16 protein-coding genes are annotated in these 17,127 nt (G+C 33.1%); all 16 read left to right on the top strand.

Annotated elements, in window-relative coordinates; translation table 11 throughout:
* The first annotated feature begins 49 nt into the window (after window positions 1-49).
* A complete protein-coding gene (locus ACQV2P_RS01095; RefSeq protein ID WP_428894509.1) occupies window positions 50-793 on the top strand; it encodes a replication initiator protein A in 744 nt (247 codons plus the stop codon).
* A complete protein-coding gene (locus tag ACQV2P_RS01090; RefSeq protein WP_428894508.1) occupies window positions 790-1,629 on the top strand; it encodes an ATP-binding protein in 840 nt (279 codons plus the stop codon). Before ACQV2P_RS01095 ends, ACQV2P_RS01090 begins: the two co-directional genes overlap by 4 nt.
* Entirely contained in the window at window positions 1,626-2,111 is a 486-nt protein-coding gene (locus ACQV2P_RS01085; RefSeq protein WP_428894507.1) for a PcfB family protein, read from the top strand. The genes ACQV2P_RS01090 and ACQV2P_RS01085 overlap by 4 nt, the downstream gene beginning before the upstream one ends.
* Entirely contained in the window at window positions 2,108-2,839 is a 732-nt protein-coding gene (locus ACQV2P_RS01080) for a phage antirepressor KilAC domain-containing protein (RefSeq protein ID WP_428894506.1), read from the top strand. Before ACQV2P_RS01085 ends, ACQV2P_RS01080 begins: the two co-directional genes overlap by 4 nt.
* Window positions 2,832-4,613, top strand: a complete 1,782-nt coding sequence (locus ACQV2P_RS01075; protein ID WP_428894505.1) for a VirD4-like conjugal transfer protein, CD1115 family — start codon at window positions 2,832-2,834, stop codon at window positions 4,611-4,613. The genes ACQV2P_RS01080 and ACQV2P_RS01075 overlap by 8 nt, the downstream gene beginning before the upstream one ends.
* Before the next feature lie 61 nt (window positions 4,614-4,674).
* Complete coding sequence (locus tag ACQV2P_RS01070; RefSeq protein ID WP_428894503.1) at window positions 4,675-5,292, top strand: SAP domain-containing protein; 618 nt, start codon at window positions 4,675-4,677, stop codon at window positions 5,290-5,292.
* A gap of 220 nt (window positions 5,293-5,512) precedes the next feature.
* Window positions 5,513-5,824 carry a single-stranded DNA-binding protein gene (locus ACQV2P_RS01065; protein WP_428894502.1) on the top strand — a complete coding sequence of 104 codons (312 nt, stop codon included), beginning with the start codon at window positions 5,513-5,515 and terminating at the stop codon, window positions 5,822-5,824.
* Between the two features lie 3 nt (window positions 5,825-5,827).
* Window positions 5,828-6,043 carry a Maff2 family protein gene (locus tag ACQV2P_RS01060; RefSeq protein WP_428892935.1) on the top strand — a complete coding sequence of 72 codons (216 nt, stop codon included), beginning with the start codon at window positions 5,828-5,830 and terminating at the stop codon, window positions 6,041-6,043.
* A 12-nt stretch (window positions 6,044-6,055) separates the two neighbouring features.
* Window positions 6,056-6,919, top strand: coding sequence for a VirB6/TrbL-like conjugal transfer protein, CD1112 family (locus tag ACQV2P_RS01055; protein WP_428894501.1), 864 nt, complete (start codon window positions 6,056-6,058; stop codon window positions 6,917-6,919).
* Between the two features lie 12 nt (window positions 6,920-6,931).
* Window positions 6,932-7,186 carry a hypothetical protein gene (locus tag ACQV2P_RS01050; protein WP_428894500.1) on the top strand — a complete coding sequence of 85 codons (255 nt, stop codon included), beginning with the start codon at window positions 6,932-6,934 and terminating at the stop codon, window positions 7,184-7,186.
* Window positions 7,187-7,201: 15 nt separating this feature from the next.
* Complete coding sequence (locus ACQV2P_RS01045; protein WP_428894499.1) at window positions 7,202-7,627, top strand: PrgI family protein; 426 nt, start codon at window positions 7,202-7,204, stop codon at window positions 7,625-7,627.
* Complete coding sequence (locus tag ACQV2P_RS01040; RefSeq protein ID WP_428894543.1) at window positions 7,581-9,947, top strand: VirB4-like conjugal transfer ATPase, CD1110 family; 2,367 nt, start codon at window positions 7,581-7,583, stop codon at window positions 9,945-9,947. The genes ACQV2P_RS01045 and ACQV2P_RS01040 overlap by 47 nt, the downstream gene beginning before the upstream one ends.
* A complete protein-coding gene (locus ACQV2P_RS01035) occupies window positions 9,948-12,479 on the top strand; it encodes a CD1108 family mobile element protein (protein ID WP_428894498.1) in 2,532 nt (843 codons plus the stop codon).
* Window positions 12,480-12,490: 11 nt separating this feature from the next.
* Window positions 12,491-12,712 carry a conjugal transfer protein gene (locus ACQV2P_RS01030; protein ID WP_428894497.1) on the top strand — a complete coding sequence of 74 codons (222 nt, stop codon included), beginning with the start codon at window positions 12,491-12,493 and terminating at the stop codon, window positions 12,710-12,712.
* Window positions 12,696-15,227, top strand: a complete 2,532-nt coding sequence (locus ACQV2P_RS01025; RefSeq protein ID WP_428894496.1) for a leucine-rich repeat protein — start codon at window positions 12,696-12,698, stop codon at window positions 15,225-15,227. Before ACQV2P_RS01030 ends, ACQV2P_RS01025 begins: the two co-directional genes overlap by 17 nt.
* Before the next feature lie 113 nt (window positions 15,228-15,340).
* Complete coding sequence (locus ACQV2P_RS01020; protein ID WP_428894495.1) at window positions 15,341-17,056, top strand: DNA topoisomerase 3; 1,716 nt, start codon at window positions 15,341-15,343, stop codon at window positions 17,054-17,056.
* Window positions 17,057-17,127: the final 71 nt, after the last annotated feature.

The raw sequence follows: 17,127 nt of genomic DNA, 5'->3' as shown, positions 1-17,127 counted from the left end.
GAAAATAAAAACTCTATCGTCTTTTTTTATGCAAGAAAGGAGGTGCTTGATGGAATTTGATTACTTTTATAATCGAGACGGGGATAGATATAGCTTTTATATGCTACCTAAGATTTTAATTAGTGGAGACATCTTTAAGAATCTATCATCTGACTCAAAAATACTTTATTCCTGTTTATTAGAACGAACCAGTTTATCTGCAAAAAACAACTGGCTAGATGATGAAAAAAGAGTCTATATCATCTTTACTATTGACCAGGTGATGGAAGTGTTAAACAAGTCCAATAAGACCTCAGTTAAGGTATTAGATGAGTTAGAAAAAATTGGCTTGATCGAACGAAAAAGACAGGGACTAGGCAAGCCTAATTTAATCTATGTGAAAGATTTTATGACAGCAGTAAATGCCGAGTGTAAAAACTACACTTCAGAAGTGAAGGATTTACATTTCAGAAATGAAGAAAGTACACTTCAAGAAGTGAAAAAACTACAAGGAAGTAATACTAATTATATTAAGACTGATATTAGTAATAAGAATAAGAGGGGGGAGACCCAGGCTTTAGGCAGATTTCAAAATGTTTATTTAACTAAATCTCAAATTGAAAAATTAAAAGAAGAAATTCCTTATCAGCTAGAGAACTATATTGAAAGATTATCAGCCTATATGAAAAGCACTGGTAGGAGCTATAAAGACCATAAGGCAACCATCCTTTCTTGGTTCTATCAAGATCAAGGCAATAAAAAAGGAAAATCACTAGTAAGAAAAACAGACTATGAGAAAGGAGCTCATCTATGAAAAAAGAATTAGAATTAAAAGAACCCAGCTATCCCTTTAACGAAAAGGAAGAATATATAAAGGACGGCATGGTTTATTGTAAAAAATGTCATGAAAGATTAGATATAAATCCAATCAAGTTTCTTCATTCAAAAATATTTCCTAGAGAGTGTAAATGTAAAAGAGCTGAGAGAGAAGCTTACGAAGAAAGGCAAAGGAAGGAAGAAATAAGAAGACTTAAGACAGCTTGTTTTCCGTCACCTAGTCAGTGGAAACACACTTTTGAGAATTTTAATGGAGATCTCACTCAACCCTATATCATTGCTAAAAACTATGCTAAAGAATTTAAACAGATGAAAAAAGAAAACATCGGATTACTCTTTTATGGAAGTGTAGGTTCTGGTAAATCTTATCTAGCCAGTGCCATTGCAAACTATCTAATTGAAGCAGAAAGAATAAGGGTTTTAATCAAAAACTTTGCTGAAATTATTAATGATATTCAAAGTGGGGGCTTTCAGTTAGATAAGAATGAATATATTGGAAAATTAGTTAGTGTTCCCCTTCTAATTTTAGATGATTTGGGCATTGAAAGAGATACCTCCTATGCCAAAGAACAGGTCTATAACATTATTAACTCCAGGTATTTGAAACAAAAGCCAACTATCATAACCACTAACCTAGCTTTAGAAACAATCACTCATGGAGAAAATGACATTGAATACCAAAGGATTTATTCAAGAATCTTAGAAATGTGTATCCCAGTTATGGTAGTGGGAAAAGATATTAGAAGAAGCATACAGCAAGAAAAACTAGAAAGTGTAAAAGAAACACTTCTATATGGAGGTGATGGTAGATGATTAACGAAGAAGTAAGTAACAGAACCATTAGTGTTCAAGTAAGGACAGCTAAATCACTAGCTAGAGAAATTTTAAAGCAACTTCAAAAAATTAGAAAACAAATAAAAAAGCATGGAAGTTTAGAAGATTATATAAAAAAAGAAGGCAACGAGATAAAGCTAAAAGACATGGCAAAGAAAGGGCAATTAGAAGAAATTCCAGTCAAGGATCAAGAATTAAAGGAATTGAGAAAGGAATTAAATAAGTATGGAGTCAAGTTCTCTGTAATGAGGGATAAGAAGACAGGAGAGCATACAGTCTTTTTCCAGTCAAGGGACTTAAAAATGATGGAACTAGCCTTTAATAAGGCGGTTGAAAAGTCTGAGAAAAAGCATGATCGAAAAGAGTCAATTAATAAGCAAATAAATAAATTTAAGGAGAAGATTAAAAATACCATAGATAAGGATAAGGTTAAGAATAAACAGAAGGAGCAGAGCCTATGAGCAATATTTTACAATTTAATAATCAGGAATTTGGAGAACTCACTGTTATTGAAAAAGACGGTGAGTTTTTCTTTTTTGGAAAAGAAGTGGCAGAGATGTTAGGTTATGCTAGAGGAACTAAAGCAGTCCAAGATCATGTTGATATAGAAGATAGAGATGAAATCCCAATTCAGGATTCCATCGGGAGAATGCAGAAAACACCAATTATTAATGAATCAGGACTCTATTCTCTTATCTTATCCTCAAAACTCCAACAAGCTAAGAAGTTTAAGAACTGGGTGACAAGAGAAGTTCTTCCAAGTATTAGGAAACATGGTGGATATATAAAGGGACAAGAGAATTTATCTAATGAGGAATTATTAGCTCAAGCTATATTGGTAGCTAACAATGTGATTATAGAAAAGACTCAAAGAATTAAGGAACTTGAGCCAAAAGCCAATTATTATGATAAGTTAGTAGATAAAAATCTTTTAACTAACTTTAGAAATACAGCCAAAGAACTCCACCTCCCTCAAAAGGTATTCATTGACTTTCTAATTAAAGAAAAATATATCTATCGAGATAAAAAAGGAAGACTTTTACCTTATGCTCATAGAAACAAGGGCTATTTTGAAATTAAAGAATGGTACAGAGAGGATAATTCACTCTTAGGCATACAGACTATGATAACACCCAAAGGTAGGAAATACTTTTTAATTCTATTAGGAGGTGGTTTAACTTGTGATTAAGGCGATTTTAGAAGATATAAAAAATTTAATAAAAATAGATGACCCTAAAAAGTTTGTAATTCATTTACTTCCTTATCTAGGGTTTTTCTATTTAGGAAATATATTCTCCCACCATGTAAGAGGATATATAGGAGGAGATGTGATTGATCGAATCTTTCAAGCAATCATTGAAATAGGAAAAATGAACTATCTCCCAAGTCTTCATCCGAAAGATTTAATCATAGGTATCGCATTTGGTGGGCTGATTAAATTTATTGTCTATTCAAAAGGTAAAAATGCTAAGAAGTTTAGAGAGGGAAGAGAATATGGTTCAGCCAGATGGGGAGATAAAAAAGATATTCAGCCATACATTGACCCTAAGTTTGAAAACAATGTGATTCTTACTCAAACAGAAAGCCTAACAATGAACTCCAGACCTAAGAATCCCAAATATGCTAGAAACAAAAATGTACTGGTTGTAGGGGGTTCAGGTTCAGGTAAGACAAGATTTTATGTAAAACCTAACCTTATGCAAATGCACTCTTCCTATGTTGTAACGGATCCCAAAGGGACGATTGTAATAGAGTGTGGCAAGATGTTAGAAAAAAATGGTTATGATATTAAAGTACTAAATACGATAAACTTTAAAAAGTCTATGAAATATAATCCCTTTGCTTATTTAAGAAGTGAAAAAGATATATTAAAACTTGTTCAAACAATCATTGCAAATACTAAGGGAGAAGGAGAAAAAGCAGGAGAAGATTTTTGGGTCAAAGCGGAAAAGCTTTATTACACAGCCCTGATTGGGTATATATTTTATGAAGCACCAAGAGAAGAAAAGAACTTTGCCACCCTACTAGATATGATTGACGCTTCAGAAGTTCGAGAAGATGATGAAAGCTTTAAAAATCCAATTGATCACTTATTTGAAGCATTAGAAAGAAAAGACCCTACACATTTTGCAGTGAAACAATACAGAAAGTATAAGTTAGCAGCTGGAAAGACAGCTAAGTCCATTCTAATTTCATGTGGAGCAAGACTAGCTCCTTTTGATATTAAGGAATTAAGAGAATTGATGAAAGAAGATGATCTAGCCCTAGACACCATAGGAGATAAGAAGACAGCACTTTTTGTAATAATTTCTGATACAGATGATACCTTTAACTTTGTCGTTTCCATTATGTATTCTCAGCTATTTAACCTACTATGTGATAAGGCTGATGATGTTTATGGCGGACGACTACCTATTCATGTCAGATTCTTATTAGACGAGTTTGCCAATATCGGTTTGATTCCAAAATTTGAAAAGCTGATTGACACCATTCGTTCAAGGGAGATTTCAGCAAGTATTATCCTACAAGCTCAATCTCAACTAAAAGCAATTTATAAGGATCACGCCGATACCATTATTGGCAACTGCGATTCGATGATTTTCTTAGGTGGTAAAGAAAAAACAACTCTTAAAGAACTATCAGAGAGCTTAGGTAAAGAAACTATTGACCTTTATAACACTTCAGAGAATCGGTCAACACAAAAAAGTTTTGGACTCAATTACCAAAAGACAGGCAAAGACTTAATGAGCCAAGATGAGATAACGGTAATGGATGGAAGCAAGTGTATACTACAACTTAGAGGAGTCAGACCGTTTCTATCTGACAAGTATGACATTACAAAGCACAAGAATTATAAGCTCCTGGAAGATTATGATAAGAGAAATGCCTTTGATGTTGAAAGTTACATGAGTAGGAAGGATAAGCCTAAACTGAAAGCAAATACTAGAGTGGTTAGAATCTAGTTTAAAAATAAAGAATTAAATTATATAATTAATATAAATTGGAATTTGCAGGGGGGAGTATGTGAAAGAGCGTAGACCTGATTTCAAAGATATAAAGTCATTTGAAGAATTTACTAGATATTATTGGTACCGAGAGGAGCTTTCAAAAATTTGCAAGTCACTTGGATTAGAATATAGAAGTACAAAGCAAGAACTGAATCATATCATAGAACAATATTTTATGGGAAATAGAATAGAGAAGTCTCAGAGAAATGGGAAAAAAAGTCAAACAGAAGTTGTAACTTTATGTACACCATTACTTGAATGTGCCTTTACCTTTAATCAAAAATTTAGAGACTATTTTTCAGCTGTAACGGGTGTTAGTCCATTTAAGTTCAATGCCGATATGGCGACGGCATGGAGAAAAGTAAAAGCAGAAAATGATTTAAATTTTACAATTGGAGATATGCTGAAAGTATATTATGGGGAATCAGACTATGCTAAGTACGATAATTCAGTTTGTCAATGGAATCAGTTTCTAAAAGACTTTTTCTTGGATAAATTTAGCGAAAATTATTTCGATAAGTTAAAAGTGGCAGCTATCCTTTGGAAAGAAGTCAGAGATTCGAAGAATGAAAAAATCTATTCTAGGGAACTTCTAAATAAGTATAGAAACAAAATAGAGGAGTACCATAAATAGTTAAATCCCAGTTTATAAAAAGATAATTTAATACACACACGAATATGACGATAGAAATAAAATTCTATCGTCTTTTTTTGTTCCTAAAATCAGGAGGTAAGGATGAATAGGATAAGAAGCCCTACTAGATAGGCAAGGTAAAAAATTAATAGATCACATAAAGCGATTGGAAAAGAATAAATCCAGTCGCTTTTTTTATTTCAAGAAAAGGAGAAGAACTATGGAAAGAGAAATGATAAATATTAACGCAAATCTTGTGAAAGAACCTGAGTTTACAAGCTTTGAAAGAGAAGGAGAAGAAGTAGAGGTCGCAAATTTTAGCCTAGTTAAAAAATATGGAAAGGACAAGGAATATATTAACTGTTCTGCCTATGGAGAAAAGGTTAAAACAGCAAAGATCTTTAAAAAAGGGGATTTGATTCGTGTCTTTGGCTACTTTAAGACACGAGAACATCAAGGAAAGACCTATAAGAATTTTGTCGTGAAAGCACATAACAAAATAGAAAAGAAAGATAAAAAAGAGGAGGAATAATCAATGGAATTTTTTACACAAGCAGTAGATGTATTAAAGGTATTAGTTATGGCAGTAGGAGCAGGACTTGGAGCCTGGGGCGTTATTAACCTAATGGAAGGATACGGGAATGACAACCCTGGTGCAAAATCACAAGGAATCAAGCAATTGATGGCAGGAGGAGGGATTGTCTTAATCGGATTGAAGCTAATTCCGTTACTGGCAAATGTATTGAAGTAAGGAGAATGATATATGTTTGGAATTTTCGATAAGATCACAGAGTTTTTTAAAGAACTTTTAATCGGAGGTATCCAAACAAACCTTGAAGATATGTTTATCGACATCAATTCAAGAGTGGGAGAAATAGCTACAGATATTGGTCAGACCCCAATGGGATGGAACGGCGAGGTGTTTTCATTTATAAAAAGCATAAATGATTCGGTTATCATTCCCATTGCGGGTTTAATCATTACAGCTGTTTTATGTATAGAACTTATTAATCTGGTGATGCAAAAGAACAATATGCATGACACAGATACTTTTGAGTTCTTTAAATACATTATAAAAATGTGGATAGCTGTGTGGCTTGTATCTCATGCCTTTCAATTTTCAATGGCAGTCTTTGATGTCGCCCAACATCTAGTGAGTCAGGCAGCAGGAGTAATTAATACTTCTGCTACTGTTTCTCCAGATGAAATAGTTGCAATGGTTGAGCAGTTAAATGAAAAGGAAGTAGGAGAGCTACTAATGATTCTTGTAGAAACTTCGTTGGTTAAAATAGCCATTCAGATTGTTTCTCTCGTCATCATGCTTGTCGTTTATGGTCGTATGTTTGAGATCTATGTTTACTCATCGGTTTCAGCTATACCTTTTGCCACTATGGGCAATAAAGAGTGGGGACAAATAGGGACAAACTATATAAAGGGTTTGTTTGCTATTGGACTTCAAGGTTTGTTTTTAATGGTATGCCTCGGTATTTATGCCGTATTAATTAAAACAATAGAAATAACAGATATTCATCAAAGTATTTTTATGGTACTAGGTTACTCCCTATTACTTGGTTTGATGATGTTAAAGAGTGGAACACTTGCTAAAAGTGTTATGAATTCACATTAGGAGGAAAAATATATGAATAAAAAGAAAAAAATAATTTTATTAGTAACTGCAACAGTAGCTGGTCTTGGATGGCTAGTGAATGAAATCAAAAAGAAAAATAAGATAGAAAAACTGGAAGATGAAATAAGAGAGCAAAAATTTTCTAATGAAGCACTGATGGTTTATCAGCATGAGAAGAATAAAAAGATGGAAGAGCGTTTAGATGAATTAGTGGATGAATTTGCTAGTGTCTATACTCACATGGAAGAACTAGCGGAGATTAAATAAGATGGGGGATAGATTATGGCTTATGTACCAATACCTAAAGACTTAAATAAGGTTAAAACAAAAGTTGCTTTTAACTTAACCAAAAGACAATTAATTGGCTTTACCTTGGCTGGGCTTGTAGGCTTTCCAGTTTATTTATCCATTAGAAAATTTGTACCAAATGATATAGCAGTAATCACTATGATACTTGCAACTCTACCTATCTTTTTTGTGACTATTTTTGAAAAAGATGGTTTAAGGTTTGAACAGTATTTTAAATATATCTACCTTCACAAGTTTTATCAGCCTGGTAAAAGAGTCAGAAAGGAGGTTCTAAGAAATGAACAGAAAAATAAAACTGCAAGAAAAAACACTAAAAAGAAACAAACAAGCCCTAAGAGAACAAAAAAGGGATTTGAAAAGTCAGAGAAAAAATCAAAAGCAAAGTCCAATGCCAAGTAAGACAGGGGTATTGGACTTTTTATTTAGAAAAGAGAAGAAAAGATACACCGTAGAAGATACCATACCTTATCTAAGAATGTTAAAAAATGGGGTTTGTCAGATAGATGAAACACATTTTAATAAAACCATTTCTTTTGAAGACATTAACTATCAACTGGCTTTAGAAGAAGATCGAGATTTAATCTTTAATCAGTTTGCTAACTTCCTAAATTCCTTTGACCCAAGTATTGGGATTGAGTTTTCATATATTAACCAGTTAGGCCGAAATGAAGAAATGGAAGATGCCATAAAAATTCCTGACAAGGGAGATGATTATGACGAAGTAAGAAAAGAATTTAGACAAATGCTTAAAAATCAACTAGCTAAGGGAAATAATGGACTTAAAAAATCCAAGTATATTACCTTTACCGTTGAAGCTGATAAGCTGGAACAAGCAGTTGCCATGCTTGAAAGGATAGAAATTGATATCTTATCCAACCTAAAAAGTATGGGAGTAAGGGCAGAAAGTCTAAATGGAAAAGAAAGACTAAAGGTTATCCATGACATTTTAAATCCTGATAAGTCATTTGATTTCTCCTATAAGGATATTACTAAGAAAAAGACCAGTAAGTCCTTTATTGTTCCCGATGAATTTAACTTTGTACCAAGTAAATACTTTAAGTTTGGCAAATACATTGGAGCAACCAGTCATTTTCAAATACTTGCCAGTGAATTATCCGACCGAATGCTGGCAGAATTTTTAGATATTGACGATAATATTAATATTTCCTTTCACATTCGCTCCATTGAACAATCAGAAGCCATTAAGATGGTTAAGAGAAAAAACACCGATATTGATAAGATGAAAATTGAAGAACAGAAAAAGGCAGTTCGTGCAGGTTATGACATGGATATCATTCCATCAGATATTAACACCTATGGAGAAGATGTCAAAGTCCTACTAAAAGACCTACAAAGTCGTGATGAGCGTATGTTTATAGTAAGCATTATCTTTATGAACTTTGCTCGAACTATTCAAAAGTTAGAAAACACTTTGGCACAAATTTCTTCTATTGCCAACAGACACAACTGTAAGGTAAAAAGCTTAGATCATCAACAGGAACAAGGTTTAGTTTCTATCCTGCCAATAGGAGTCAATCAAATTGAAATTAATAGAGGACTAACCAGTTCATCAACGGCTGTCTTTATGCCCTTTACAACCGAAGAGTTATTTATTGATTCATCAAATAGCCTTTATTACGGCTTAAATGCCCTAAGTCATAACTTGATAATGGCCGATAGAAAGCTTCTTAAAAACCCAAATGGCTTGATACTAGGAACACCTGGTTCTGGTAAGTCTTTTTCAGCCAAGCGTGAAATGGCAAATGCCATATTAGTTACAGATGATGATGTCATTATCTGTGATCCAGAGGGAGAATATGGAAGTCTTGTTAAACAGTTTAATGGAGAAGTAATTAAAATCAGTTCTAAGTCTAAGGACTATTTAAATCCTCTAGATATCAATATGAACTATGGGGATGGAGATGCTCCCTTAAAGGATAAGGCAAACTTTATTATGTCCATGTTAGAACTTGTTGTTGGAGGATCTGGATTAACGGCTGCTGAAAAATCGGTAATAGATAGATGTTTACCTAAAATTTATGAGAAGTATTTTGAAGATCCTAAGCCTGAAAATATGCCTATCTTAGAAGACTTGTACGATATGCTTCGCACCCAGGAAGAAACGGTTGGAAGAAAACTTGCCACAGAAATGGAAATCTATGTGACAGGTTCACTTAATGTCTTTAACAATCACTCTAATGTGGATTTAAATAAGCAGTTACTTTGTTTCGATATTAAGGAACTTGGAACGCAATTAAAGAAAATAGGAATGCTTGTTATACAAGACCAGGTTTGGAATAAGGTGTCGCAAAATAGGGGAAGTAAGTCGACTAGATACTACATTGATGAATTTCATTTGCTTTTAAAAGATGAACAAACAGCCCAGTATTCTGTTGAAATCTGGAAGCGATTTAGAAAATGGGGAGGGATACCCACAGGAATTACTCAGAACATTAAAGATTTATTGGGAAGTAAGGAAATAGAAAATATTTTTGATAATACAGACTTTGTTCTCATGCTTAATCAAGCACCAGGGGATCGAGATATACTAGCCTCTAAGCTTAAAATATCTTCTCCCCAACTAAGATATGTAACCAACTCTAATGCGGGAGAAGGTCTAGTCTTTTTTGGCAATACCATTGTTCCCTTTATTGATAAGTTTCCTAAAGATACGATTCTTTATGAAAAGATGACCACTAAGCCTGAAGAGGTGAAGTAGATGAAAAAGAAAAGGAAAAAGAGTTTTGATGAAAAATTAAGATTAAGTAGGGAACAAGGAAAGAATCTAAATGAGGAATCAAAGCTTAAACATGGAGATGATTATCTGGGGAAAATTATTAAGGATAATGAGAGGTTTCAAGATAAAAGAAAAATTAGAACAAGTAAAAGACAAGTTACTTCAGATGTCGTTGAAAATAAAAAGGAAAGAAGACATCGAGAGCATTCGGAGCTTGAACAAATTAGGGAGGAGAAGAGATCTCTATCCGATTATAAAAATGAAGGCTCTTTTTCTAAACAAGAATTAGGAAAAAATAAAAGTTTTGATAATAAGAAAACAAAGTCCGATAAACAAATAAGACAAGAAGAAATAAAAGAAGTTAGAAAAGGCTTAAGTTCAAATGATAGAGAGCCTTTTTCTAATAAAAAGGATAAGAAAAAGGCTTTTAGAAGACAGGGGCAAAAATATAGAGTATCTCAGTTAAATGAGTTAAAAGAAGTCTATGATCCACTAGAAAAAGATACAGATAATGATGGGATAATTGATCGATATGACAATAACTTTAAGGATAGTGATTACTTTGAATCCACCTATGATGTGGAAGAAGAAGAAAAAAATCATCAAGAGGTTTTACAAACCAAAAAAGCTAAACAAAGAAAAATTGGTCAGGATTTTAGAAGAAAGGAAGAAGTAAAAAGTTCTAAGAAAAAACTAGAAGAAAGCTATAAGAAGTCAACAGATGATGTCTATGACCCATTAGGAAAAGACCTTGATAATGACGGAATTATCGACCGATATGACCATGACTTTAGAGATAGCGACTATCTTAAATCAACCTTTGACTTAGATGACTTAGGTAAAGATAAGTCTCATAAAAAGAAGCTTTATCAAAAGAAAAATAATAAGAGAAAAAACTATTCTGATGAAAAATATACCAGAAGCAAAGATTCAAAGAAGGATCAAACTAAGGGGAAGAAGGTCGTTGAGGATAGAAAAAAGAAAAACAAACAAGCTAAAGATTTTAATAAAAAGCTTAAAAAAGAAAAGACCAATAGTGCCTTACTTCTAGGAGTAGCTAAAAGTCAGGAAGTTGCAAGAGATTATCTATCAAGTGGAAGTGAAGAAAATGCTGGGGTTGAAAGTGGTGAAAAGCTTGCGGATACTAGTTCAAAGCTTATTCATAAACAGCAAAAATATCTCAATAAGAGAAAGGCAAAAAAGGCTTATAACCTAAAAGGTCAAGATAAGAAAATTAGAAAGAAAAAGTCCAAGCTTGATTTTAGAGAAGAACTTGAAAGGGCAAAAGAAAGTGATAAGTATAAAAAGGCAAGTGCCTATAAGAAGTTTCAAAAAAGAAGACAGATGAAGGCACAAATAAATAAAAAGCATAAAACAAGATTCAGAGATCAAGTAAAGGAAAACTTGCTCGGTCTTTTTAAAAATGCCAGAGAAATGGTAGTAAGAAAGTCTAAGGCAATTTTAATAGGTCTTGTTGGGATTATTGTCTTAGGAACATTTATCATAAGTTTTGGGGGTTCAACTATGTCAGGCTTTATGAACACTGCAAGTTCTACCCTTGCTACTTCTTATCTCTCAGAGCCTAATGTTTTAACAGAAGTCAATCAACACTTTTCCTTTATGGAGCAAGAGTTACAGGATAAGTTAGATAATATTGAATCAGCACACCCTGGTTATGATGAATACATCATTAATAAGGATGGAGAAATCTATCATAATACCCATGAACTCTTGTCCTACATTACTTCTAGATATGGTGGATTTGAGTCAGTAGATGAGGTCAAGGGACTCATAGAAGAATTGTTTGAAAAGATGTATGACCTTAGCTATGAAACAAAGACAGAAATTCGCTATCGAACAAAATATGAGACGAGGATAGATAGTAATGGTAATAGGTATCGAGTAAGGGTTCAAGAACCTTATGAGTACAAAATTTTTATTGCAAACCTAAAGACTCGTTCAATGGATAGCGTAATAAGAGAAATACTAGCAGACTATCCAGATAATATTGTTCACTATGAAGCCCTACTTGCTAGTGGGGGTAATATGGGAGACTTTTTTGGTTCAAGCTCAGGAGATTTGTCTGAAATTATCAACAATCCAAACTTTGGCAATCCAGGACTTGCCTTTGATGATGCAAGTGTTCGACAGTTATTCTCAGAGGCTGAAAAACATATTGGAAAAAGATATGTCTTTGGAGCAAATGGGCCGAACAACTTTGACTGTTCGTCTTTTGTCTGTTGGTCATTTACAAAATCAGGGATTAAAAATATGCCTAGAACAACAGCCCAGATGATTTATTCCAATTATTGTACCCATATTAGTCCATCAGAAGCTAAACCTGGAGATATTATCTTCTTTAGTGGGACATATAACAGTGGCTCACCGATTTCTCATGTAGGAATTTATGCTGGAAATGGCATGATGATTCACGCAGGAGATCCGATCCAATATACAAGTATTAATTCAAATTACTGGAAACAACACTTTTATGCTTTTGGTCGACCAAGATAGGAGGAAGATTTATGAGTCGAAGACTAAAAACAGTTAGAAATAAAATAAGTAAAACCAACGAAAAGATAGCCCTACTCCAAGAAGAGTTAGGGCTTTTGTTATTAGAAGAGGAGGAATTAGAGAATCAAGAAATTATTGCAATTTGTAGAAAAAACAAGATAACACTAGAAGATTTAATGAAAAAAATTAAAGAAGAAAAAAAGGAGAATAGAGATAATGAAAACAATGAATAAAAAATTAAAAATCGGCTTATTAGCATTTGTAATTGCCTTTACTACCATAGCAAGTTCAATAGTAGCTGGGGCAAAAACAGAAGAATGGAATAAAGATGACTTTCTTTATAGTAATGACACCACCATTATTGCTCTATCAGATAAGGGGATAGAAAAAAGTAAGAAAAACAAGGAATTAAAATTCCCAGAGGGAACAAGAGTTATTCGAGGAAACTATTCGATTTCCAATTCAGCAGATAATAAGCGATTTGAAAGAGAGTTTGGTCGAGGTAAACATTGGAGCAAGGTCATTATTCCAGATAGTGTGGAAAGATTAGGTTATGCAACTTTTTATACAGGAAAGATAGATGAGGTAGTCTTATCAAAAAATCTTAAGGTAATAGGCGGACTATCTTTTTTTATGAATGAATTAAAAGAGGTTATCCTACCTGATGGGTTGGAAGTTATAGAGCATAACGCCTTTGAAAGAAATAAACTATCAGAAATTGTTATTCCAAAATCCGTTCGGGAAATTGAACAATATGCCTTTGTTAATAACAGACTTCATACCATTAAAATCTTAGGAAATCCTGAGATGAGCAAGGTGGGTATATTTAGTAAACAAAATGCTTTATATAAGCCTAAGCAAAATCCTTTCTATCAAGACCACTTTGGCTTGAATGGAAAGATTAATTTTGAAAAACTAGCTGAGGGATTAAGATTTAAAGATGGAGAATACTCATTTATTGGCGATGAAGTGGATGAGGTTAAGATGGCATTTAATCTTGATGGGACAAGTTACAAGGGAGAAATGACCATTGTAAACCCTAAAAAATATCCGATAGGCATCCAGGTAAAACCTGATGTAAAAGACAAAGAAATTCAGACAGAACCAAAAGAAAGTAAGGATCAGGCAAGTCAAACAAAAGTAGATGTAAAAATCAGATATCTATTTGAAGATAAAAGTATCTATAAGGAAGAGGTAATCCAAGCGGATATTGGAGCTATCTTAGACGGTGGAGACCTACCAATGATTTCAGATGATATGGAATTTATGGATGGTTTTTTATTATACGAGGTAAAGGGCGATGGGAAAGATTTAATCGAAAGAACAGTTACCTATCTTAAAAAAGACCAAGAAACTCAAACCGAGGAAGATAAAAAAGATGCTTCAAGTCAAACGGATTTAACAATGAAAGACTTAGAAGAAATGACAAAGACTAGTGAAGAGTACAAGAAAAAGATTGAAAGACTAGAAAAGGATTTAGCTTCTACTAAGGATAGTGACCTTGAAAAGGGAAAAGAAATTAAGGACTTAAAAGATAATTTAGACAAACTTAAAAAAGAACTTGATGAGAAAAATAAACAGCTTGATAAGGAAAAAGATAAGGACTTAGTTAATAAGATAAAAGATTTAGATAATAGATTAGAAGACTTAAATAAGAAACTTGAAGATTTGGGAAATAAGGAAGATGAAAAACTAAAATCAGAATCCAAGGATTTAGAAAAGAAATTAGAGGAGTTAGAAAAGTCACTTAAAAGCAAGGAGGAAGTCAACCAGATACAAAACAAAACCATCAGTAATCTAGACAAGGAGATTAAGGACTTAAAAGCTAAGTTAAATTTAAAGACAAATGAAGAATTAAAAAACAAAGAAAACAGTCAATTAACTTCTCTAATTAAAGAGATGGAAGGAAAGATTAATGAGTTAAAAAACACTTCTAATAATCAAGCTAGTTTATCTTCATCTCCTTTACAAGCTTCTTCTCAAGTAAAGGCAAGTCCAATCACTGAACATACAACCAGCTCAAAGGATTCTAATCAAAAACCAGAAGTTAGTGGAACAAATGATAGTTCTAATGAGTCTAAAAATAATGAAGTAAAAGATGTTCGCTATCCAAATAAGTCAACAGCAAAAGCTCCAGTTAATCCAGTAGAAACATCAGATGGTAAGGCTGTAAATACAAATAAAGGGGTGGCAAGTGCTCCGTCTAAGGCAAGAGCAACAGTCGAGGAAAATGTAGATAATGCTAACAATGAATATCCAATTCATCGTGGCGATTCTGAAGGACTTGATTATTCAGCAGACGCTCGTCAATTTGTGACCTTTACCACGAAGAATGGAAAGAGTTTCCACCTAATTATCAACCATGATGAAGAAAGTGAAAATGTTATGCTTCTTACAGAGGTTTCAAAAGATGATCTTTTAAATATGGTAGAAAGCAAGAAAGAAGAAGAAAAAGAAGACATTCCAGTTAAGGAAGAAGTTGTTGAAAAAGTAGAGGAAGAACCTGTTAAGGAAGAGAAGAAATCTTCAGCAGGAACATACTTCCTACTTCTTCTAGTAGTTGGTGGAGTAATTGGTGCAGGATATTACTTTAAGGTCATAAAGGGCAAAGAAGCCAGTGAGTTAGAAGGCTTTGAAGAAGACTATGAAGAAGATTATTTTGATGAAGCCGAAGCAGATGATGAAGAAGATGAAGATGATGAATTAATAGAAGATGAAGAAGAGATTGATACAGAAGATTTATTGTAAGAAAAATTAAAATACTAGAATCTAAAAAACTCTCCCGAATATGATATAAGATTTGGGAGAAATCTTGAGCGAAGGAGAAATTCTTCGCTCTTTTTAATTTATGGAGGGAAAAAATGAGATTAGTAATTGCAGAAAAACCCACTGTCGCCTTGACTATTGCCAAGGTAATTGGAGCTAATAAAAGAAACAATGGATATTACTCAGGTAATGGCTTTTATGTTTCCTGGTGTGTAGGTCATTTAGTAGGGCTAGCAAGTCCTGATAAATATGATAAGAAATATGCTAAGTGGACGATAGAGGATTTGCCCATATTACCCAAGGAGTATATGTATGAAATTAATCCTAGAACAAAGAAACAATTTAATCTTTTGAAAAAACTAATGGCAAGAAAAGATGTAGAAGTTATTGTCAATGCCTGTGATGCAGGACGAGAGGGAGAGGCAATTTTTAGATATGTCTATGACTATGTAAATTGTAAGAATAAAATTGAAAGATTATGGATATCTTCCATGGAAGACAAGGCTATTAGAGAGGGCTTTTACAAGTTAGAAAATGGAGAAAAGTATGAGAACTTGTATGAATCAGCCAAGGCTCGTGCCATGGCAGATTGGTTGGTTGGGATGAATTTATCTAGGCTCTACTCCTGTTTATATAAGCAAAACTATTCAGTAGGAAGAGTACAAACGCCGACTCTCAATATGATTGTTACTAGGGATCAGGAGATTGAACACTTTAAAAATGAAAAATACTACACAGTAGAAATTAAGCTTAAAGATTTTAGCTTAAGTACCCAAAGAATTGATGATATAGAAATTGCCAAGCAGTTAAGAAATTTAATTGATGACCAGATAGAAATTGACGATGTCATTGAAAAGGAAAAAGTAACTAAGCCTGATAAATTATATGACTTAACCACCCTTCAAAGAGAAGCTAATAAAATCTATGGCTTTTCTGCTAAAGAAACATTAGATTTAGCCCAAAAACTTTATGAGAGAAAATTAATCTCTTATCCAAGAACAGACAGTAGATACCTAACCCTTGATATAAAGGAAAAAGTTGATAAATACCTCTTTATGCTAAAAAGTGATTTAGAAATTGATGAAAAGAACTTCTTATCGATCTTTGACTCAAAAAAGGTAAGTGATCACTATGCAATAATTCCTACAGAAGCAAGCTTAACCTTTGATTTTAAAAAGCTTTCTGAAGATGAAAATAAAGTTTATCGATTAATTGAAACTAAGTTAGTAATGGCAGCATCTAAGTCTTTAGTAGAAAGTATGACCAAGGTTATTTATGTCTATGATGGTATGGAATTTACAGCAAGTGGAAAAACAATTATTGAAGAAGGTTTTAAGCAATTTGATTTATCGCAAAAAAAAAGCGAAAAAACCTTGCCAGTCATTAAAAAAGGCGATGTTTTTGAGGTAGATGAAAGATTAATCAATGAAAAATATACCCAACCACCAAAAGCCTATACAGAGGATAGTCTATTAAAAGCAATGGAAATTGCTGGGAATAAGGCACTTGATAAAGAAGTGGAAGTTGAAAGAAAAGGAATAGGAACACCAGCCACAAGAGCAGGGATTATTGAGAATTTAATTTATAAAGGGTTTATTGAAAGAGATAAGAAGAATCTAATTTCAACCCATAAGGGGGTATCCCTAGTTGCCATTGTAGGAGAAGAATTTAAATCAGCTGAAACAACAGCTAATTGGGAGATGAAACTAAGTGATATTGCTAAAGGGAATCTATTAAAAGAAGAGTTTTTGAAAGAAATTGAAGATGAGATAAAAAATACTATTGATAAATACAAAAATAGAATCGATTAAATAAAGAGGAAGCATTCAATACCACCTGCAATCATTGTTATTTTTTCTTGTTTTTTGTATAATAGTAAGTA

This window comes from Facklamia sp. P12932 (assembly GCF_050409545.1).
Taxonomy (GTDB): Bacteria; Bacillota; Bacilli; order Lactobacillales; family Aerococcaceae; genus Facklamia.
This window is presented reverse-complemented; position numbering and strand designations above follow the sequence as displayed.

What these genes read in the sequence shown, in the direction of transcription:
- ACQV2P_RS01045 (WP_428894499.1), top strand. Translation starts at nt 7,202, where the DNA reads ATGGCTTATGTACCAATACCTAAAGACTTAAATAAGGTTAAAACAAAA.
- ACQV2P_RS01050 (WP_428894500.1), top strand. Translation starts at nt 6,932, where the DNA reads ATGAATAAAAAGAAAAAAATAATTTTATTAGTAACTGCAACAGTAGCT.
- ACQV2P_RS01060 (WP_428892935.1), top strand. Translation starts at nt 5,828, where the DNA reads ATGGAATTTTTTACACAAGCAGTAGATGTATTAAAGGTATTAGTTATG.
- ACQV2P_RS01085 (WP_428894507.1), top strand. Translation starts at nt 1,626, where the DNA reads ATGATTAACGAAGAAGTAAGTAACAGAACCATTAGTGTTCAAGTAAGG.
- ACQV2P_RS01055 (WP_428894501.1), top strand. Translation starts at nt 6,056, where the DNA reads ATGTTTGGAATTTTCGATAAGATCACAGAGTTTTTTAAAGAACTTTTA.
- ACQV2P_RS01020 (WP_428894495.1), top strand. Translation starts at nt 15,341, where the DNA reads ATGAGATTAGTAATTGCAGAAAAACCCACTGTCGCCTTGACTATTGCC.
- ACQV2P_RS01080 (WP_428894506.1), top strand. Translation starts at nt 2,108, where the DNA reads ATGAGCAATATTTTACAATTTAATAATCAGGAATTTGGAGAACTCACT.
- ACQV2P_RS01095 (WP_428894509.1), top strand. Translation starts at nt 50, where the DNA reads ATGGAATTTGATTACTTTTATAATCGAGACGGGGATAGATATAGCTTT.
- ACQV2P_RS01065 (WP_428894502.1), top strand. Translation starts at nt 5,513, where the DNA reads ATGGAAAGAGAAATGATAAATATTAACGCAAATCTTGTGAAAGAACCT.
- ACQV2P_RS01025 (WP_428894496.1), top strand. Translation starts at nt 12,696, where the DNA reads ATGAAAACAATGAATAAAAAATTAAAAATCGGCTTATTAGCATTTGTA.
- ACQV2P_RS01090 (WP_428894508.1), top strand. Translation starts at nt 790, where the DNA reads ATGAAAAAAGAATTAGAATTAAAAGAACCCAGCTATCCCTTTAACGAA.
- ACQV2P_RS01030 (WP_428894497.1), top strand. Translation starts at nt 12,491, where the DNA reads ATGAGTCGAAGACTAAAAACAGTTAGAAATAAAATAAGTAAAACCAAC.
- ACQV2P_RS01035 (WP_428894498.1), top strand. Translation starts at nt 9,948, where the DNA reads ATGAAAAAGAAAAGGAAAAAGAGTTTTGATGAAAAATTAAGATTAAGT.